Origin of the sequence: Corynebacterium sp. HMSC074C01 (assembly GCF_001814605.1) — a bacterium.
GTDB lineage: Bacteria > Actinomycetota > Actinomycetes > Mycobacteriales > Mycobacteriaceae > Corynebacterium.
Genome location: NZ_KV817274.1, coordinates 63,126 through 82,148, shown reverse-complemented (window position 1 = coordinate 82,148; position 19,023 = coordinate 63,126). Strand labels below are relative to the sequence as shown.

The following is a 19,023-nucleotide window of genomic DNA, read 5'->3' as shown; positions in this document are numbered from 1 at the left end:
GAAGGTCTCGTCAGAAAGTTTCGTCGAGGTCTGAGAGGTCCGGTGCTTCCGGCTGGCCAAACGTCGGCGGCATGGTCGGGGCTTCGCTGGTGCTCTGCCCCGGCGACTTAAAGCCCATGTGGTCCATGTCATCCAGATCATCCAGAGAGAAGTCCGAGGAATCCTTAAAGGACGGAGCACCAGACGCCGCATCCGGGATCAAGTACTTGAAATCAGTGATCTTTCCGTACTGCACCACCGTCACAGAACGTGAGAGCTGACTGGTCAGTGCGGTCTGGCTGTCCACCTCCACGATGCGGGTGCGGGAGCCGTCGATTTCGGTATATCCTTCAGCGCCACCCGCGTTGGTCAGCGCATTGGGGCTAAAGGCCTGAAGAGCGCCCTTTTCCTGGTTCATGCCGTCGAGGAACTCGGCGGTACTCTGAACGCGGCTGCCGCCTTCCTCACGGAAGGTCACGCGGCTGAGGTATTGCTGCAGGCTGCGGGCCATGCGGGGATCCGTAATAACCTTCTGCCATTCCTGTTGCTTGAGGTCGCGGTCCTGCATATAAGGGTGGTCAAGGCTGCGCGATAGGTTATCCAACGCAGTGCTGGAACCGAGGCCAGCCATGCCCCACATCTCATTGAGTGCCACTGCCGAGTGGCCAGTGCGGTTGCGCTCAAAGGTGTCATTCATGTCATCGAGCAGGGACTTGAGCGAGCGGTGCGCCCACTCCGTCTGGAAGATGTGGGAGCGGATTTCATCCGTCATGCGCACGGCATCATCGCGGTTGAGCACGGCCTGGGCAATGCGAGCGTTCTCCGGAAGACCCGACTGCGGTGTCCGCAGATGATCGCTCGACGTCTCCTTGCGGCCAAAGGGCGCGTAGATAGCGCGGCCCAGCAATGCCGACCAGCTCAAGAACTGGTTATAGGCATTGGAGATACGCGAGATTTCTGCCGAGGCCGTCGCCAGATTCTGCGCGGCGATCTCTTGGTTGCGGTTCAACAGCTTGCGGCGCTGCACGTAGTCAAAGATCTCGCGCTGGGCCTTGGTAAAGACCGCCCAAGAACACACGAGGAAAAGAAGAACAGCCAGGATAATACCCACGACGTACCACGGCCAGTCGAACCACTGCAGGTACTCACCCAACGGCAAGTCCGCGTTGTAGCGGCCGGCCACCATGTAGGTCATCAGAGCAAGCACCACGAAGAGCACGATCCACATCGTGCGCAGCTTCCGGGTCAGCGCTTTGTTCTCCGCATTGAAGTCACGCGCTTGGAAGCTGTTGGCCAACTCTTGCAGTTCGCGTGCCTTGGCGTGCGCGTCGCGGTACTTCTGCTGGGCGTGCCCCAGCTTCTCCCAGAGGCCCTGGCCCACCTTCCACGCGAAAGTGGTGCTGTTCTTTGCTCGCCACGAAGCAAACTCGTGCTTCTTGCGGCTGACTGCTTCATTGCGGGTCTGCTGGCTGGTGTACTCAATATCGGCAGCGAAGCGCTCGGCACCCACCGGATCGAAAGGCGCAACGGTTGCCTGGGACTCGTGCGTATAGCCCAACGTGCTGGTCATGAGCGGATGGAAGCCCTCGAAAGAAGCGCTGACATCCTGCACGGACTGGCCACCGTATTGCACGATGTACATGTTGCCCTGGTTATTGCGCAGGCCCTTGGTGTCGATGCTGTCGCGCCAGGATCCGTCGACAAGCCCGAGCGCATAATCGTGATAGGCCTCCCACGTGCGCGAGAGCTGCGGCTCCTGGCCCAAGGAGAACTGTTGCTCGCGGGCGACCCGCATGGTGTGCTCACTGGCTTGGCGCAGCTCGTCGACGCTCGTCGCGCCGCTGCCCTTGCCGGAGTGCCCGGCCAAGACGACCTCCACGCTGGAGTCCGCACCGTAGAGCATCTTCTGCAGGAAGGTAGCCGCGTTCTTGTTCATTGCGCCGCGCTGGCCCTCGACCCAATCTTGCGGCTTGCCCACCACGGTGGACCAGTACAAACGCAAGTTATCCTTCAGCGCCGCCCAGCCGCTGACCTTGTGGGACTGCAGCTCCTCATAGGCGGTCGGAGCGCTCACCAACGGGGAAATCTCCTGGTTGATGAACATCTGGGCGCACTGATCCGTCAGTTGCTCCGGATTGGCGAAGTGCACGGCGCGGGAAATGTTATTGACCTGCGGCTGCGGTAAGCGCTGGCCGGGATCGAAGACGGCCTTCCTGACCTTGTCCTCGATATCACCGGCATCGATGGTGCGGTGGAAGGCGCGCACCAAACGGAAGCGCTGCCGGTCACCGGTCTCAATGACGCGATGCGTATCCGGATCCAGCACTGCCGGCTCGGGCATGCCGCGCCACAGACCGAAGATGCTGGCTACGGCTGGGGCCGCAAACTGTGCAAGCTCGAAGCCATCTGCGGTGCGCTTGATGGGGCGAATACGCGAAGAAGCCGGGGTTCCACCCTCCTCCGGGGAGAGCACGAGGTTGCTCCAGCCCTGCAGCGGAGCGATGTCCACGCTCTCACGTGGCAGGGCGGAGAGCAGCAAACGCACGCGCAGGTTGGAGGCTTGAATCAGGCGCTGATCGACGGCCCCGACCCACTCCGTGAGCTTGGCGACGTCCTGCGGTTGTTCCGCATCCATCGGGTCAATGGTGGCGAGGAGGACGTCCCCGCTGAAGCTGCGGAGGGCATCGTCGAGCGTCGACAAGCGCGCCGTGCCCTCCTCAGTGAAGGAGCGCACAACAGCCCCGCTGGTGGGGTGGGCATAGTCAATCCAGAGGAAGTCCTGCAGGAGGCCAACCGCACGCAAATCGCTAAGTCGCGAACGGATGTCATCCGCGGTGGCGCCGTGTCCGAAAAAGATTACGTTCGTCATTAGAAGGTGTCATCCAGGTCGTTGAGGTTGAATTCCGGTGCGACGTCCTGGCCAAAGCCGGAATCGGAGCTGCGCACCTGCGGGGCAGGCTGGGCGACGGGATTTTCCGCCACAGTCTTAGCCTGGTTCAGGTAGTTGCGGATAACCGGAACTACCTCGATGACGTCCAGCGCCAAGTCACGGTAGTACGGCGTGTGCGATGCGACCTCGCGGGAGCGTACCTCCGCAAAGGGCTTTTCCTTACGTCCCTGTCCCGGCAAGGAGTTGGTATGGCCCGGCACAAAGTGATCTGCGCCGCGGGTGAACTTATCCAGCTCCTCCACGAAGGATTCGTAGCGGTCCTGGATGGAGGTACCCATGACTCCACGGTTCGGAGCTTCACCGGATGCCAAGAACTGCGCGAGGCGGTGAACCACCGGGTGCGTGGACGCACCGGAGTGGGCGAAGTCCAGGCCGTCGTCGAAAAGCCCACGCAACAGCTGGTACGGGTAGAGCGAGGAAGCGAATCCGTAGCGCCCGGTTTCCTGCACCTTCGCGTAGGCGATGAAGATGGACTCCAGAACCGAAGGCATCCAATCGGACTTCTTGATCATGCGGCGCGGCGAGATAAGCAGCGGATCCGGGAAATCAACCCAGCCATTCACGCCACCATCCGTGTCATCAAAAATGTGGGCTGCTGCATTGGCTGCATCGGCGTTGGAAATGTAGACGCGGCCGGTGATGCGTCCGATGATCCAGCCTGCCACCATGGCTTGACGCTCCGTCTTCGTCAACGGCAGGGCTGCCGGCAGCGGGCGGGTGCGGCGTTCCGACCACCAGGAACCGTCGAAATTGTCCTGCTTCTCGATGTCTTTGGCGATGTAATTGAACATCGAAGAGAAGACGATCGGCGAGTAGTTGGGGTAGGAACCGAAGATCTCGATGTGCTGGACATGGTCCGACATGTTCAGCGAGTTGCGCAGCGCCACCGTGGAAGGTCCGTCAATCTCCGGGCGGCTGAGCACCGACTCCAGCTGGGAGGCAATGCCAGTTTCTGCAGAGCCGAGCTCCGCAAACGGGATATCGGAGAAGGAGTAGGTGTACTGCACGGACTTGCCGTGAATGCGCTGCACCATGTCATCGTTAACAGCGGCCAACGGGCGGGCATAGCTCAGGGCCAGCTGGAAAGCCTCGATGAAGCGGCGCTGGCGCTCTGCGTGCTCGACCTCGTTGATGTCCGGGGTAAGAGTGAGGTAGCGGCGCAGATCCACCGAGTTGAACTTTTGGAACTCATAGTCACGGCGGTTAATCCACTGGCGCGAACGCTCCAGAAGATCAGTCGGGCGGATCTTGGCATGGTAGTGCGCGCGCTGGGATTCGCGGGATTCACCAGTTTGCGGATGGCGCGAGAGGTACTTGGATACCCAACCAGCCCGGTTGGAGTAGTCATCGTTGGTGCGCTTCTGCGGGGCTAGGGTGTCATTCGGTGCCTGGGCCGCATCGAGCGATTCCCATTCACCGCGGATGACCGCACGCACCGCAAAGGGATAAGCCTGCTCGTAGTTGGTGACATCCGAGGTGGACTGCTGGCCCTGGATGGTACGCAGCATCTGGTCACGGTAATCCGAGATGAAGGTATTGACGTCCGTCAGCATAATCTCGTTCTCGGCACCCTTGAAACGGGTTTCCACGACCTCATCGAGCTCCGTCGGCCACGAGTTGACTTCGTCGGTGCGGACGTCAGCCAACTTGTTGGTCTCCGGGCGCTTCGACACGGCCTTCTCCAGCACCGCGTGGGCATCCCCCAACTCACGCTTGAGGTGGAAGAGGTTCTCATCGGCGTAGTCCTGCAGGACATCCTTAAGCAGGTGAGCAATGGCCATGAGGGCGTAGCTGTAGAACTGGTTGAAGTACAGGCCCATCAGAGCGTTAACCGTAGGAGTCGGGTCCGTCATCTGGCCCTTGCCGGTCAGCGGGCTAAGAATAGGATCCGCGCCTTCCGGCTTCGCCAGCACGCGGGTGTTTTGGTAGTAGCCGGAGTACTCAGACAGGCGCGGCAGGAGGCGGTCGGAGTTGGTGAGCACATCCGTGATCTTGGAGAGCATCTCGCGCACATAGGGCACACCCACCGCAGCCAGCTCCGACTCCACGGTGGCGAGGACACCATCGCTGAAGAAGTTGGCGTAGCGGTAAACAATGTCATAGGCGGCATTGTTCAGAACCGATGCGATGGCCTGCTCATTGCGAGGATCTGCCATGTTGCCCTCAAACTCTTCACGCCATTCGTTGACGTTGCGACCCTGGCCCACCGGAATAAAGCTCTGCAGGTGCTTCGCAGCGCTGTCCGCAGCCTGCTGGGCCTGACCGCCGAACACGCTGTTGAGCCAGTTCCAGACGCTGCCGCTATCGATTTGTCCGCCCTGCGCCCAGGAAGGATCAAGAGTCATAGAGCTAAAGGCGTTGGGCAGACGCTCCTCTAGCTTCTTAGCAATCTGCATCTCACCGGCCTCGGGGTTCTGCGGGTCGAGGTGCCCGTTGAAGAGGCGCTCGAAGGCGCTGCGGGCAAGGCGCTGGGACGAGTATTCGGCAAAACGGTCGCGGCCCATCGAAACCTGGGCATAGCCCAGCGAGCCCCACGGTAGACGGCCCCACGGCGTGCCGTCTGGGCGATCCCAGCCGAAGAAGCGGCGGCCGCCGTCACCGGCCGGGGTGTTAGTCAGCGCGTAGGACACGAGGTTATCGCTGGCCTTGGTGGAAGCCATCAGCCCCGCCAACGCACGGCCCAGGCCGCGGTAGATGGACATGGCGGAACCATCGCCGAAGCGAGCGCTGGTAGTACCCATCTTGGAACCGATGGGGAAAATACGGCCGAAGGTTTGCCCCTCCGGCGGGGTGCCCATGTCGAAGGCCTCGAAGATAGCGCGGTCATGCTCATAGGCGTTGCCCATCTGCGCGGCGACGACCTCACCGAACATAGCCAGCGAGTTCGGCCACGCGCCGGCCATGTCATCCGCCTTGTTATCGGCGAAGATTTCCGGGGTGTACATGAAGATGAGGGTGCCCTGCGGGTTCACGTTCGGAATAGTGGTGAGCACACGGCACACATCCAAGAACATCGAGGCACCCGCGCCACCCGCCATAGATGAGACAACGAGAACAACCGGCTGGGAATCACCGGTATCGGTGTCCAACTTGGTCTGCTTGTAGTTGAGGCGGTTGAGCTCCTGGATTGCCTCCTGCGTGAACATCTCATCCACCGCTTCCTTGAGCGACTGGCGGATCTTCTTGAGATTCGGAAGGGTCAGCATGCGGCCAATTGCGCGGTACTGGCCGGCGCCGTCAGCCAGTTTCACGTCGTTGGTGGAGGGGTTGCGGGTGGCCCACGTTGCGATCTCACCGAGCTTGCCGGCACGGCCCAGGATGCTGGACACGCCCTCATCGAAGGTGTTGTAGTTCTGGCGGGCACCAATGCCTACGTAGTGGCCGCCGTTCTGGGTAACATTCGGCAGCTTCTGCGGGCCCGCTTCCTCTTCGAGCGGCACATCGATGTTGACGAACTGCCAGGCCTTGGGCAACTCGGTCATATCCGGGTCAATGCTTCGCAGCTCGGCCTTGAGCTGGTCCATCATGAACGCCAGCGTCTTGGCGCCGGAGCCACCGCAACCGACGACGAGGAACTTCTTCATCTTTAACTACCTTTCGAAGGGGAGGTTCGCTTCTGTGCTGTTTATGGCTGTTGTGTGCTGCTCAACCGGCTTAGCCCTGGGAGCCGAATCCCGGGGCTGGGGGCCAGCCGCCGTTATTACCAGGGTTACCAGGATTGTCTGGGCGCTGCTGGCCCGGTTGGCCAAAGCTCGGGCCGCCGCCGAAACCAGATCCACCACCAAAGTGTGGTGCTCCGCCGAAGCCGGGGCGCCCCGGCTCTTCAGCACGACCTGGCTGGCTCTGCGGTGATGGGCCCGAAGGCTGGGACTGGCCGAAACCACCAGGTTGCGGCGCCTGTTGCTGCCCACCAGGGCGGGGAGCCCCAGGTTGCGGAGCACCCTGCTGCGGGGCGCGTTGCGGCGGCGGACCGCTCGGCGGCTGGGAGCCAGGCTGGTTCTGCGGGACCGGCTGCCCCGGCTGGCCTACCTGCGGCGGCGTCTGGGCCTTCTCAGCCTTTTCGGCTGGGAATTCGACTTGGTCAAAGAGTTGCAGGGCCTGGCGGCTGATTTCCTTCGACATCTCGTCGCACGCGCTAGCCTGTGCCAACGTATCGATGGTCATGACAATCTCGCCGGAATCGCGGTCCTTCTTGTTGCCGATGAAGAACCACGTATTCTGCACCGCAAGCGGCAACACTGCCCGGTAACCTGACTTCTTGCCCTTGCCGGAGATAGTGCCATCGCGCTGGACCTCCACGTGGGCGGCGGTGAAGGGGCTCAGCCCCATCTTTACCTTCGCGTCATTGCTGCCCAAGCGGGCAGAACGTGCAGAGGCTTCCACCGGAACGGCACCTTGGAACTCATCCTTGGACACCGAAAACGGGCGGCCGGTATCGGTACGCACGAGGTCCGCACCATCACGGCGTACCGGGATGGTCTTCGCAAACATGCGGGGCTTTTCCGGAATGCGGCCGCTAAACCACTTCATGAAGTACAGAATGGCCAGCGGAATCAGCAGTGCTAGCAGTACCGCCAGGACAAAGGAGAGGCCGAAAGCAGACTTGCTCAATGGTGCGGTCATGGAGCCCTGCAGCGTCAGCGGCAGCTCCATCTGCTGGTTGTCCTCAGCAGACTGCAGGTTAATGAACGGCTCCACGCGCAGTGGTCCATCCGCCATCTCTTCCACGCTGAGAGTCACCGGGATGGTTGCCTTCTCATCCTTGGAGAGCTCGAGTGCGGAATCTTCCGAGTTGTGCTTGGAACTCACTGCAACGGAAGGAACTCCCGCGGGAAGCATTCCACCATCAGAATCCATGGTCTGATCCGCTACCCACGCCTTGCCGGGGCCGGTCACGGGAACGTCGACGGTAATCTCTTTCTCCGTCATCGTGATTGTCTGTGCCGAGCCCACCGTCGGCATATTGACCGGGGTAACGGTCAGCGGCGTTTCCGCGTTGATGGGGTCAAGCTTAGAGCCCGGGCGCTGACCGGTTTCTTTAGTCGTGATCTCCACGCGGGTGCGCAACTGACCGGATGCCGCGTTTTCCACCTTGTCCAGCGGAATATCTACCTGCTGCCCATCGGTGATTGGTGCATTCTCTACGAGGGTGACCGGGGCACCATCCTCTGGTACGAACTCCGCGTAGAGGGTGCCCTCGCCCTCTAGCGCACGGGGTTCGCCTTTGCCATCGACCAGCTGTCCCTTCAGGATCTTGTCCGAGTTGATGCCGCCTTCTACCTTGGCCCCGTCTTCGGTCTTGAGGTTCAGGTTAAGGCCCGGCACCATGACGACGGATGCGAGGTACTCACCTTCCGTGCCTTCAGCCACCTTGTAGCCAAAGGTCCAGGCACCTTCCCAGGCGTCGCCCTCCTTTTCCATCGCGATATCAACCATGCCCGGCAGCTTGTTGTTCTCCGTTACGGAAACCTTCGCGCCGGCGACGCTGGCGGTATCCGGCTTGAGCTCCACGGTTTCGCCATCGGGACCAGTCAACGTTGGGATGAGCTCGCCTTCATCCACCGAATTCTTCGGCACCGCCGACAAGCGCACAGGGGACACGGAGTTATCGAGGACGAAATCAAACTGGTCCTTGAAGTTGCCGTCCTTGGTCACACCACCTGAGGTGGGGATGAGGTTACGGAAGGCTGCAAACAGCGCTGCTGGGTCCTCACCCGCGTCAAAGAATGCACCGTTCGGGGCACCCTGGCCGCAGTCTTCGCCCTCCGCCATGCGGGTGAGCTGGCGAACCTGATCTTGGGCTTCCGCAGCCGGAACGAGGCCCACGTTGAAGAGGCGAATATTGGAGTTGCGGAACGCGGTGACAGAGGAATTGACCTCACACAACTTGTCCTGCGCACCCTGGAGATCGTTGGCCTCGGCATCGGTGTAGTACTTGCCATCGGTAAAGAACACGATGCCGCGGCAGCTACTGCCTTGGTGAGAAGCCAGTTCCTTCAACGCGCCTTTGTAGGCCGCGCCGTAGTTGGTTTCGAGGTCCGCAACGCGGTCCTCCTTGCGGAATTTATCCAATTCACCCTGCAGGGCATCGCCGTTACCGGAGACGTTGGTCCATCCGCCGTACTCGGCCGGATCGCTGTAGTAGTCAGAGCCGAAGCCAGCGAGTTTCACGTTGATGTCTGCGCCATTGTCTTCACCGAGGTTGGCCAGCTGCTTTACGATGTCCGCCGTGGCATCAACGCGGAAGGCATCGGCATCTGTCGGCTGCGAGCCCTCATATCCCACCAAAGACGCTGATTGGTCAAGAACGAAAAGCAGGTCTGCAGATTTCTCGCTGGCAATACAGGAGCCGAAATCGGACAAGTTCTTTTGCGATACCTCTGAGAGCGAGGATTCGGAACCGATTCCCTCAGGGCGTTCCTCCGGCTGAGCTTCTGGGGCTTCAGGAGCTTCAGGAGGTGGCGGCGGAGCGTCCTGGGCTACCGCTCCCAGGCTGCCACCGAAGCCAGCGATTGTCATCGCCGCGGATAGGGCAAGAACTCGAGTGAACTTCTTCATTAGGCGCCAACCGCCTTTCCTACGTAGAAGGCGATTTCCACCGCAGCAACAATGACAAGAACAAAACTTCCGCCCATGATGATGCGGTAGAGCAAGGTTTGCGTGGTGTCCTCAACATAAAAGGTCTCGGCTTGGCGCTGCGTATTCTTCAGCGTGTAAAGGCCCAAGAGGATAAAGGACACGATTCCGGCAAGAAGCCATCCGCCGATAGCCAGAACAAAGAACAGAGTCTGCGTCGGTGAAGCGACGAGCGGCGCAATCACCAACAGGATCAGCGCGATAACTGCAGAAACGCCAGCGGCAATGAGCAGCGGCCACGGCCCCTTCGTTGGGCTCGTCGGTGCTGCCACCTGACGGCGATAATCTGGCGCGGGCGAGGATTCACCGAAACCGTCAGACGAGCCCGGCGCGCCGAAAGAGCCGCCTGCCCCTGAACTAGGGTTAGTACCTGCAGGGCTTCCCTGGGCAGAGCCGAAACCGGAGCCTTGACCAAAATCAGGACCGGAGGAAGGGTTCTGCGCCGGATTCGGGGCACCAAAGCCACCAGGGCCCCCAGACCCACCGGGCGCGCCGAACCCGGAACCTGCACCTGGCTGATTAGCTCCTTGCGGCGGGCGCCCGCCAAACTGCGGCGACGATCCTGGGGAACCAAACGTCATATCGATGACCTTCCCTTAAACAAAGTTGGGCCACCGGCGAACCTGGTGCCTCCCCCATCTAGCGACGCAGAAGGTAGAAGATCCGCCGGAAAGCTCTAAGGATTAGAAACCAAGGTAGCCGCACCCCCTGACATGACGTGTCTTTCTCTGGCTTCGAAATTCGAACGCGCCCGAATCTCTTCGAGCGCGCACCACGCACACAATAGACAGGAAACGTTCAGGGAATACGAAAACGTTGCAAGCAAAAGAATGCCATACCAGAGGCGTTTTTTCTGCCCACTTCGTAGATCTTTATGGGCTCATCGCCGAGAGCACACCCCCGAAACAGCCAGTTCCACTGCAGGTTCTCAGGAAACAGCTGGGTGAGGGAGCACTCCCCATTGAAGGAGAATCAAACTCCCCATTTCTACTTCCCCCAGTTTCGTGGAAAAATGCTGTTCCATGACAACTCAATCGGCAACCGCAACCACCACAAACGGTGGCGAGAGCATCCGATTCATCCCGGTACATTCCACTTTGTACCCGTGGCTGGTCGCGGTGTTCGTCGTTACCTTCCTCATCTCGAACATCAACGCCACGAAGGGCGTCCAGCTCGGCCCGCTCATCACCGATGGCGCCTTCTTCCTCTTCCCCATCGCCTACATCGTGGGCGATGTTCTCTCCGAGTGCTATGGCTTCAAGTCCACCCGCCGCGCCGTTTATATCGGTTTTGCCATGGCGCTTCTGGCCGCAGTTTCCTTTTATATTGCAATCTGGCTGCCCGCGGCTGATTTCTACGAAGGCCAGGAAGCTTTCGAAGCAACTCTTGGCCTCGTTCCGCAGATCCTGCTGGCTTCCCTCGTCGGCTACGTCGTAGGCCAGCTGCTCAACTCCTTCACCTTGGTGAAGATGAAGGCTCGCAGCGGTGAGAAGGGCCTCATCGCCCGCCTTGTTACATCCACTGTCGTCGGCGAATTCGGCGATACCCTGCTGTTCTGCGCCATCGCAGCACCCGTCATCGGCATCGACTCCTTCAGTGGCTTCCTGAACTACGTCATCGTGGGCTTCCTCTGGAAGACCGCCTGCGAGGTCATCATGCTTCCGCTGACCACCCTGGTTATCTCCTGGGTCAAGCGCCGCGAGGACTACGTGCCTATCGACGAGGCCGAAACCTCTACGGCAGCGCCGTCTAAGTAGCAGCGACCCGTCCCGAATTCCCCCTTGGCACGCACTGTGCTGAGGGGGTCTACTTCTCTCTTCCCTTCATCCATCATGCGTAATACGATGCATTCACAGGAGCAAAGGAGAATAAATGGCTGCAGAGGATTCCGGCGAGCGGTTTAATCTTGATGAGGTCTTAAAGGACATCGACGATGCATAAGCATCTACGAACTTCCCTCCTCCCCATCCTTGGCCTGGCCACAGCCTTCAATCTTGTGGCGTGTTCGGGCACGGAAGAAGAGTCGTCGCCCGAAACGACGAGCCACGCGGCACCGGAAACGACGACGGTGAGCAGTGAGGCGTCGTCAAGCGCAGCGCCCACCCCTCCCCCGCTCAACCAAGGCCCAGCACCCGCCCTGACCGGTACGTTTGAGATGGACGGCCCAGCCACCATCACGGGCGCGACCTATGATTCGATGCCCTTCGTCGTGCCCCTCAACCCCGCCGGGCCACAAGAGACCATGGTGCGCTGGGTGCAAGACTGGGGTGAGTCACCCGCCACGGCGGAGCAGGGCACCACCTACGTATTGGGACATGCCTGGGGCCAACAGAAACTGGTGTTCAACCCCTTCTCCGAGGTGGTCACCGCCAACGTCGATCTGAGCAACCCCACCACCGTGGAGGGCCTCGACGGGGCGCAGGTGCAGCGCTTTGCGACGCCCATCCTCAACGGCTCCCACATCCGCATGACCTCTGCCGATAGTGCCGGGCGCGAGTGGATCGTGGATAACGCCTTCCTCGTGGACAAGGAGCAACTCGGCAGCGACGCCGACCTGATGAATACCGAGGTTCCCGGGCGCATCGTACTCATCGCCTGTGCGGTAGACGGCGCAACAGACTTGGAGTACAACGTCATCGTCACCGGTCACTTGGCGTAATAGCGCCCCAGGAATTCATCGCGATACGCCTCGTAATAGCCGCCGTCGATGGACTCCCGGATGTTATCCACCAGCCGAATCATGAACTCTAAGTTGTGGATGGTGCACAGCGTTCCCGCCAGGAATTCCTTGGCTTTGAGCAAGTGGTGGATGTAGGCGCGGGAGTAGTTCTCCGAGACGTAACCGCCGAATTCCTCGTCCACGCCAGCAAAGTCGCGCTTGAAGCGCGCATTAGTGAGGTTGAGGCGTCCGTCCAGGGTGTAGACGCCACCACGGCGCGCCAGGCGGGTCGGCGCCACGCAGTCGAAAGTATCGGCACCAGCCTCAACGGCGGTAAAGATGTCATCCGGTTCAGAGATACCCAGCAGGTGCCGGGGCTTATCGACGGGCAACTCATCGCACACCCAGCCCACAATCGTGCCCAGGTTCTCCTTCTCTAAAGCGCCACCGATGCCGAAGCCACCGAAGCCGCGACGACCATTCGCCTCGGCGCGATCGGAAAGCTCCACCAGCCCGCGAGCGGCCTGACGGCGCAGGTCCTCGTATTGCGCGCCCTGTACCACGCCCCACAGGGACTGGCGCGGCTTCTGCGGGCCGCGGGCAAGCGTCAGGCGATCGTGCTCATCCAGGCAGCGCTGCGCCCAGCGGCGCGTGCGCTCCACAGATTCCTCCTGGTAGGTACGGGTATCCACCAGCGTGGTGAGCTCATCGAAGGCAAACATGATGTCCGCGCCCAGACCATGCTGGATCTGCATGGAGACCTCTGGAGTGAAGCGGTGCGTGGAGCCGTCGATGACGGACTTAAAATCCACGCCATCCTCATCCACCTGCGCCATGCGTTCCTTCTTGGCCGCGCGGATGTCGGAGTCCGTCAGGTCCGCCACATCCATGGCGAGGACCTTCTTAAAACCCACGCCGAGGGACATGACCTGGAATCCGCCCGAGTCGGTGTACGTCGGCCCATGCCAATTCTCGAAGGTAGCCACGCCACCAGCCTCGTCCACGATGTCGTGGCCCGGCTGCAGGTAGAGGTGGTAGGCGTTGGACAGGATGGCCTGCGCGCCGGTCAAGCGAATCTGCTCCGGGGTCAGCGTCTTCACCGTGGCCTTGGTGGCCACCGGGATGAAGGCCGGGGTCTGAATATCACCGTGCGGGGTATGGATAACACCGGTGCGGCCGTGCTTCCCCGGTTGTGCTGGACCGCTTAAGTCCAGCTCCTTCTTCACGTCGAAGGAAAGGTCGGTCTCAAGCTGCGGCTTAGGGTGAGTCATAGGGAACTATTCTACGGGCTGCGCTGCCTTATCCTCTGCTTCACGGGATACTGCCGCGTGTTTGCGCTCCCATTCTTCCTCGAGTGCGGTGCCCTCGATGTCCAGCTGCGGGATCAGCTTGTCCAGCCACTTCGGCATCCACCAGGTGGTGTGCCCCATGAGGAACATGGTGGCGGGGACAAGCGACATGCGGACTAAGAATGCGTCGAAAAGCACGCCCGCCGCCAGCGCGAAGCCGAAGATCTGGATGAAGGGCAGGGGCTGGCTGATGAACGCCACAAAGACGGAAATCATGATGATGGCTGCGGCGGTGACCACGCGGGCACCGGCGGTAAAGCCGGCGATGGTGGCCTCGTCGTTGGCGTTGTACTTGCTGTACTTCCCGCCGCTGCCCTGCGGGTAACGGGAGAAGTGCTCGCGCATGCGGGTGACCAGGAAGACCTGATAGTCCATGGCCAGGCCGAAGGTCACGCCGATGAGGAAGATGGGCATGAAAGAAATCAGCGGGCCGGGTGCTGGCACCAAGCCGGTGAGGCCGTCTTGCCACACCAAAACGGTCAGGCCGAAGGCTCCGCCGACGGAAAGCAGGAAGCCCAGGCCCGCGACCAACGGCACCAAGATGGAGCGGAACACTGCCAGCAGCAGGAAGATGGCCAGGCCCACCACAATGGCGAGGTACGGCCCCATGGCTTCCTCGAGGCGCTCGGTGATGTCGAGCTGCACCGCGGTCAGGCCCGTCATGCCGATCTCGGCACCGGTGGCATCCTCCAGCTCCGCACCGGCAGTACGCAGGGCGGCGGCGGTGCCAACCGTGGCCTCATCCGTAGGCGCTGTGGTGGGGCTGACCATGATCTGCGCGGACTTCATATCCTGGCTCACGCCGACGAGCTGGGCGTGCTTGACCCCGCCCACCTGGTTGAGGCGCTGCACGGAATAGATGAAGGAGGAAAGTGCGGCCTTCTTCTGCTCATCTTCCTCACCTTCTTGGCCCTGGATATAGGGCTGTAGCGCCGCGGATTCCGGGTTGGCATTGGCGCCATCCACGATCACCAGGAAGGGGCCGTTGATGCCGGGGCCAAAGCCTTCGGACAGGAGGTCCGCCGCCTTGCGCTGGGTGGTATCCGGGTTGGAGGTGGTATCCGCTGGCAGGGCCAGCTCCATGTGCAGAACCGGGGCCGTCAAAGCTCCGAGGCCAAGCACCACCAAGGCCATGACGATGCCCGGGGCGCGCTGCACCGCGCGCACCCAACGGTTACCCATCGTTGGCTTCGTGCGGCGCGGGCGGCGCTTCGTGGGGTTGCCGGCAACGCCGGGGATGCGCCCGGCGAAGGCCTTATCACCGAGCAGGCCCAGCATCGCGGGCACCAAGGTCAGCGCCACAAGCACAGCCATGAAGACCGTGCCCGCAGCGGCCAGGCCCATGGCGGTGAGGAAGCTGATGCGCGCCACGAGCAGAGCGAAGAGCGCGATGAAGACCGTCGCGCCGGCAAAGACCACCGAGGAACCCGCTGTACCGACGGCCATGCCGGCGGCATCCGGCCCGTCCATGCGGGAGCGCTCCTGCCGGTAGCGCGACATGATGAACAGCGCATAGTCGATGCCCACGGCCAGGCCAATCATGACGGCCAGCACCGGAGTGAGGTTGTTGAGCTCCATCCAGTGGGTCGCAATCATGACACCCATCGCTCCCAGGCCCACGCCCACGACCGCGGAGATAAGCGGCATGCCCGCGGAGGCCAAGGAACCGAAGGTAATAATGAGGACGATAAACGCCACAGCTAGGCCAATGACCTCAGAAATCGAGTTGACCTGGATTTCATCACCGAAGCCCGCGCCGCCGGCCTCTACTTCCAGACCCGCCGCACGGCCAATATCCATGGCTTCATGGACCACGTCTTTATCCGCAGGCTCTACCGAGTAGGGGCTTTCCGCATCAAAGTCGAAGGTGGTGTAGGCGATGGTCTCATCAGCATTGACCATGGCTAGGTTGTCGGCATCCGCCCGCGCGGTCTCCTCCGGCAAGCCCATGGAAGTGAACTGCTCAATGACCTGCTGCTGAAGTGCTGGCGATACGTCGAGCGGGTTACCCCAACGCTGCTGGCTGCCCTCTGGGATATCAAGGCCTTCAGCAATGTGGTGCACCACATCCTCGACAGCTTCTTTGTTCTGCGGATCGCTGAGCTTCTGCCCTTCTGGGGCCTTGAAGACGAGGTTGACCGACGGCGCATTGGCCGGGTTACCGTTCTCCGGGAAGAGCTCCACCGCGCGGCGGGTGGCGTCAATAGCGGGCGTGCCGCTGATGGAGTACTCCGTGGTCATCGGCTTCATCAAGCTCAAGGTCGCTCCGCCCGCGGCCGCCACAATGAAGATCCAGGCGATGATGACCTTCCATCGGTTGATGTAAGACCAGCGGCCTAGGTGGTAGAGCAGCTTTGCCACGGAAATTCCCCTTCACATGCGCGATTGTTGCTCGCGGAAGCTTTGGTGGTGGACACGAATGTGCACCAGTTTAACCAGTTGGGCTGTGAAGCCCTAACGGTCTCGTAAGAGTTCAACCAACCCTCCAGAGCGTGACCTGCGTTACAATGCAGAATTACTGAAATACCCTAGGAGACTCGCTATGTCTACTTTCATCATCATTGCCGTCGCGGCCATCCTTCTCATTGCCATCCCAGCAGGCATGATGAACCGACGGATTCACAAACGCACGGAAGACCACGACCCCGAGGCACGCCAAGCCGCGCTGGATTTCCAAAAAGATGTTGATAGAGGGCGGGCCGGCTTCTAAAAAATAAAAAGTCCGGCACTCCAGAGCTAAGAACTGGAGTGCCGGATCTGGCGGTGGCGGCGGGATTTGAACCCGCGGTTGGGGGTTACCCAACAATCGCTTTCGAGGCGATCACCTTCGGCCGCTCGGACACGCCACCGCGTTCCAGATTACGTCGAGTAACCCCGAGCGACAAAATCGCTGCCCATACCACGCGGCGCGGACAGCGATTCAGCTATTTGAGGCTAGGAATTAGTCCTTGAGGTTACCGATGACCTCGTTGGCCTTATCCTTGACGCCCTCAACGGCATCGGAAGCCTTCTGCTTGGCCTCAGAGGTGACCTGCTCAGCCTTGCCTTCGTTTTCCAACTTCTCGTTGTCGCTTACGTTGCCAGCAGCTTCCTTAGCCTTGCCGACGAACTCGTCCTTCTTGTTCTCGAAATCACCCATGGTGTTCTCCTTACTCTCTACTTCTCTCACGTGGACCACCCAGCCTACACCTAAATTGCAAGGCGGCTCCGGGGCCATTAACCAGTTCAGGGGCTAAACGCCGCTGCTACGAAGACCCCCGAAGAAGCCCGTGAGCAGCTCCGCGCATTCTTCCTCCAGTACACCGCCGCGTACCTCGGGAACGTGGAGGGCACCGGGGGCGCGCAATACCTCCACCAGCGAGCCGCACGCCCCCGTCTTCGGCTCAAAGGCACCGAAGACCACCGAAGACACCCGGGACGCCTGAATCGCGCCAGCGCACATCGCGCAGGGCTCCAAGGTGACAACCAGCTCGCAGCCCTCCAGCCGCCAGCCATCGCCGTGCACGCGCACCGCCTGGCGGATGGCTTCCACCTCTGCGTGTGCTGTTGGGTCATTCAGCTGCTCGCGGCGGTTAACGCCGGTGGCGAGTTCGTTGCCGGAGGCGTCGTAAAGCACGGCACCCACCGGGATATCCCCCGCCGGCGTCGTGCGCGCGACCTCCAGGGCGCGGCGCATACGGGCCTTCGCGCGCACCAGCCCCTCCGCTGGTTTAAGAGTCATCCGAGTCGAGGCCGTCAATGAAATCCTCCAGCTCATCGCCAAAGCCCAGCTCGCCGGCGATGCGCAGGAGCATGTCGGAAGGCCAGTCCTCTTCGTTATCGATGATGTAGCCCAGCTGGTTCTCATCGAGGCCGAGGTCAGCGAAGATATCGAAATCGCCGTCACCGTACGGGTCGGCGTCCTCCCACTCGTCTTCGTCTAAATCCGGGATCTCGAGATCGCGCAGGTCCAGGAAATCCGCGGCGAAGTCGTCCTCGGAGGCGTAGGTGGCGTCGGAAAGCAGCATGCGCACATCCCCCGGCACCGGGCGCACGACGACGAAATAGTCATCCTCCACGCACAGCAGCGCGAATGCCGCCCCCTCGGAACGCAGGTTGCGCACCGCTTTGATGGAGGTGTTGACGTCGGTGAAGTCATCCTTGAAAGGGCGAATCACCCAGCCGCCTTCGGCACTGGCAACGGTGATGGCAAAGGACAGATCGTCGTGGCTCATACCTCGTCAGATTAGTCGGGTTGTGCCACAATTGTCACCGTGAGTTCTCAAGATGTTCAACGCCCCGTCTGCATTATCGGCCTCGGTCTCATTGGAGGTTCCCTCCTGCGTGACCTAGCTGCTGCACACCATTCCGTGTACGGCTATAACCACTCCACTTCTGGTGCCCGAACGGCCATTAAGCAGGGCTACGACGTCACCGATGATCTGCCGGCCATCCTGCGGCGCGCCGAGGAGGACAACGCGCTTATCGTCGTCGCGGTGCCCATGGATGCGGTTGCCTCGGTCCTCGACTCCATCCAGGAACACGCCCCGAGCTGTGGGCTGACCGATGTCGTCTCGGTCAAGACCGAGGTGCGCCAGCTCATCGTGGAGCGCAACATGGAATCGCGCTACGTGGGCGGCCACCCCATGGCCGGCACCTCCAAATCCGGCTGGGAGAATTCCCACACCGGGCTGTTCAACCGCGCTGCCTGGGTTATCACCTATGACTATGCCGCCGAGTGCGACGCGCGCGGCGAGCGCATCCCCGCCGAGTGGGAGAACATTTTTGCCGACGTGGTCCGCATGACCCAGATGGTTCACGCGGAGGCGGTTCCGGTGCGCGTGGCTAACCACGATGCCGCGGTTGCCCGCATTTCGCATCTGCCGCACGTGCTGGCGGAGACCCTCGCGGTGGTCGGCGATAATGGCGGCATCCTGGCGCAGTCCCTGGCGGCTGGCTCCTTCAAGGACGGCACGCGCGTGGCGGGTACTCGCCCGGACCTGGTGCGCCAGATGTGCGAGACCAACTCGACGGCGCTGGTCCAGGCCCTCGACGAGGCCCTCGAGTTGCTGCAGGATGCGCGCGACTCGCTGGCCTCGGAGCAGCCTTCCATCGCCGCGCTTGCCGACGCTGGCTTCCGCGCCCGCACCCGCATCGAAGCCCGATCCGGTGCTCGTAAGGAATCGGTCTCCCCGGTGAAGATCTCGTCCCGCCCGGTTCTGCGTTTGCACCCGGGCGCGCCGAATTGGGTGGCGCAGCTGCGCCAGACGGAGTCTTTGGGCGGGCGCATCGAGATTTTCTAACCCGTTGGCGAGCTTCCAGCCCTGACCTTCTGCCCTTGACCGGTAGTTTCTCACCGGCTTCCCCTCACCTGGTTCCAGTCAAAAGGTTTGTTTGCCCCCAAACGAACCTTCTACCTGGTTAAAGATGGTTTACCTGCCCCCAGAGGAACCTTTTGACTGGAGACTTCT

The 19,023-nt window shown here is 61.3% G+C and carries 13 protein-coding genes and 1 tRNA gene; 4 read left to right on the top strand and 10 right to left on the bottom strand.

The features are described 5' to 3' along the window. Window positions 1–10 precede the first annotated feature (10 nt). The 4 genes from HMPREF2978_RS04900 to HMPREF2978_RS13445 all read right to left on the bottom strand — a co-directional run bounded on the left by HMPREF2978_RS04900 (window position 11) and on the right by HMPREF2978_RS13445 (window position 10,146). Window positions 11–2,848, bottom strand: coding sequence for an AAA family ATPase (locus HMPREF2978_RS04900; protein WP_070744412.1), 2,838 nt, complete (start codon window positions 2,846–2,848; stop codon window positions 11–13). Then, the gene (locus HMPREF2978_RS04895; RefSeq protein ID WP_070744411.1) at window positions 2,848–6,513 is read right to left on the bottom strand and encodes a tubulin-like doman-containing protein; all 3,666 of its coding nucleotides are present in this window, start codon (window positions 6,511–6,513) and stop codon (window positions 2,848–2,850) included. The genes HMPREF2978_RS04900 and HMPREF2978_RS04895 overlap by 1 nt, the downstream gene beginning before the upstream one ends. Window positions 6,514–6,583: 70 nt before the next feature. Next, a complete protein-coding gene (locus tag HMPREF2978_RS04890) occupies window positions 6,584–9,487 on the bottom strand; it encodes a VWA domain-containing protein (RefSeq protein ID WP_070744409.1) in 2,904 nt (967 codons plus the stop codon). Next, window positions 9,487–10,146 (bottom strand): hypothetical protein, encoded by a 660-nt coding sequence (locus tag HMPREF2978_RS13445; RefSeq protein ID WP_246818726.1) that lies wholly within the window; start codon window positions 10,144–10,146, stop codon window positions 9,487–9,489. The genes HMPREF2978_RS04890 and HMPREF2978_RS13445 overlap by 1 nt, the downstream gene beginning before the upstream one ends. Before the next feature lie 441 nt (window positions 10,147–10,587). Between HMPREF2978_RS13445 and HMPREF2978_RS04880 the strand changes: the two genes are divergently transcribed. Continuing rightward, a complete protein-coding gene (locus tag HMPREF2978_RS04880) occupies window positions 10,588–11,322 on the top strand; it encodes a queuosine precursor transporter (protein ID WP_070525188.1) in 735 nt (244 codons plus the stop codon). A gap of 176 nt (window positions 11,323–11,498) precedes the next feature. Further along, on the top strand, window positions 11,499–12,224 hold the full coding sequence (locus HMPREF2978_RS04875) for a sortase family protein (RefSeq protein WP_070744406.1): 726 nt from the start codon (window positions 11,499–11,501) through the stop codon (window positions 12,222–12,224). Here HMPREF2978_RS04875 and tgt read toward each other — a convergent pair. Together tgt and HMPREF2978_RS04865 are read right to left on the bottom strand one after the other, a co-directional pair. Continuing rightward, a complete protein-coding gene (gene tgt / locus HMPREF2978_RS04870; RefSeq protein ID WP_070525184.1) occupies window positions 12,212–13,495 on the bottom strand; it encodes a tRNA guanosine(34) transglycosylase Tgt in 1,284 nt (427 codons plus the stop codon). The two genes, HMPREF2978_RS04875 and tgt, sit on opposite strands and share 13 nt — an antisense overlap. 6 nt (window positions 13,496–13,501) lie before the next feature. Next, window positions 13,502–15,934 carry an MMPL family transporter gene (locus HMPREF2978_RS04865; RefSeq protein WP_070525182.1) on the bottom strand — a complete coding sequence of 811 codons (2,433 nt, stop codon included), beginning with the start codon at window positions 15,932–15,934 and terminating at the stop codon, window positions 13,502–13,504. Between the two features lie 181 nt (window positions 15,935–16,115). On the opposite strand from HMPREF2978_RS04865, the gene HMPREF2978_RS13220 reads away from it, so the two are divergent. Then, a complete protein-coding gene (locus tag HMPREF2978_RS13220; protein ID WP_168162394.1) occupies window positions 16,116–16,283 on the top strand; it encodes a hypothetical protein in 168 nt (55 codons plus the stop codon). 48 nt (window positions 16,284–16,331) lie between these two features. On the opposite strand, the gene HMPREF2978_RS04860 is transcribed toward HMPREF2978_RS13220, so the two are convergent. The 4 genes from HMPREF2978_RS04860 to HMPREF2978_RS04845 all read right to left on the bottom strand — a co-directional run bounded on the left by HMPREF2978_RS04860 (window position 16,332) and on the right by HMPREF2978_RS04845 (window position 17,787). Further along, window positions 16,332–16,422 (bottom strand) — tRNA-Ser (locus HMPREF2978_RS04860). Window positions 16,423–16,514: 92 nt separating this feature from the next. Next, window positions 16,515–16,712, bottom strand: coding sequence for a CsbD family protein (locus tag HMPREF2978_RS04855; RefSeq protein WP_070525180.1), 198 nt, complete (start codon window positions 16,710–16,712; stop codon window positions 16,515–16,517). A 93-nt stretch (window positions 16,713–16,805) separates the two neighbouring features. Then, complete coding sequence (locus HMPREF2978_RS04850) at window positions 16,806–17,249, bottom strand: nucleoside deaminase (RefSeq protein WP_070525274.1); 444 nt, start codon at window positions 17,247–17,249, stop codon at window positions 16,806–16,808. 34 nt (window positions 17,250–17,283) lie between these two features. Further along, entirely contained in the window at window positions 17,284–17,787 is a 504-nt protein-coding gene (locus tag HMPREF2978_RS04845) for a tRNA adenosine deaminase-associated protein (RefSeq protein ID WP_070744404.1), read from the bottom strand. A gap of 39 nt (window positions 17,788–17,826) precedes the next feature. On the opposite strand from HMPREF2978_RS04845, the gene HMPREF2978_RS04840 reads away from it, so the two are divergent. Further along, a complete protein-coding gene (locus HMPREF2978_RS04840) occupies window positions 17,827–18,855 on the top strand; it encodes a prephenate dehydrogenase (RefSeq protein ID WP_070744402.1) in 1,029 nt (342 codons plus the stop codon). Window positions 18,856–19,023: the final 168 nt, after the last annotated feature.

Bases quoted from the DNA above. Each gene is read 5' to 3' on its own strand.
- HMPREF2978_RS04900 (WP_070744412.1), bottom strand. From the start codon at position 2,848: ATGACGAACGTAATCTTTTTCGGACACGGCGCCACCGCGGATGACATC.
- HMPREF2978_RS04895 (WP_070744411.1), bottom strand. From the start codon at position 6,513: ATGAAGAAGTTCCTCGTCGTCGGTTGCGGTGGCTCCGGCGCCAAGACG.
- HMPREF2978_RS04890 (WP_070744409.1), bottom strand. From the start codon at position 9,487: ATGAAGAAGTTCACTCGAGTTCTTGCCCTATCCGCGGCGATGACAATC.
- HMPREF2978_RS13445 (WP_246818726.1), bottom strand. From the start codon at position 10,146: ATGACGTTTGGTTCCCCAGGATCGTCGCCGCAGTTTGGCGGGCGCCCG.
- HMPREF2978_RS04880 (WP_070525188.1), top strand. From the start codon at position 10,588: ATGACAACTCAATCGGCAACCGCAACCACCACAAACGGTGGCGAGAGC.
- HMPREF2978_RS04875 (WP_070744406.1), top strand. From the start codon at position 11,499: ATGCATAAGCATCTACGAACTTCCCTCCTCCCCATCCTTGGCCTGGCC.
- tgt (WP_070525184.1), bottom strand. From the start codon at position 13,495: ATGACTCACCCTAAGCCGCAGCTTGAGACCGACCTTTCCTTCGACGTG.
- HMPREF2978_RS13220 (WP_168162394.1), top strand. From the start codon at position 16,116: ATGTCTACTTTCATCATCATTGCCGTCGCGGCCATCCTTCTCATTGCC.
- HMPREF2978_RS04855 (WP_070525180.1), bottom strand. From the start codon at position 16,712: ATGGGTGATTTCGAGAACAAGAAGGACGAGTTCGTCGGCAAGGCTAAG.
- HMPREF2978_RS04850 (WP_070525274.1), bottom strand. From the start codon at position 17,249: ATGCGCCGCGCCCTGGAGGTCGCGCGCACGACGCCGGCGGGGGATATC.
- HMPREF2978_RS04845 (WP_070744404.1), bottom strand. From the start codon at position 17,787: ATGAGCCACGACGATCTGTCCTTTGCCATCACCGTTGCCAGTGCCGAA.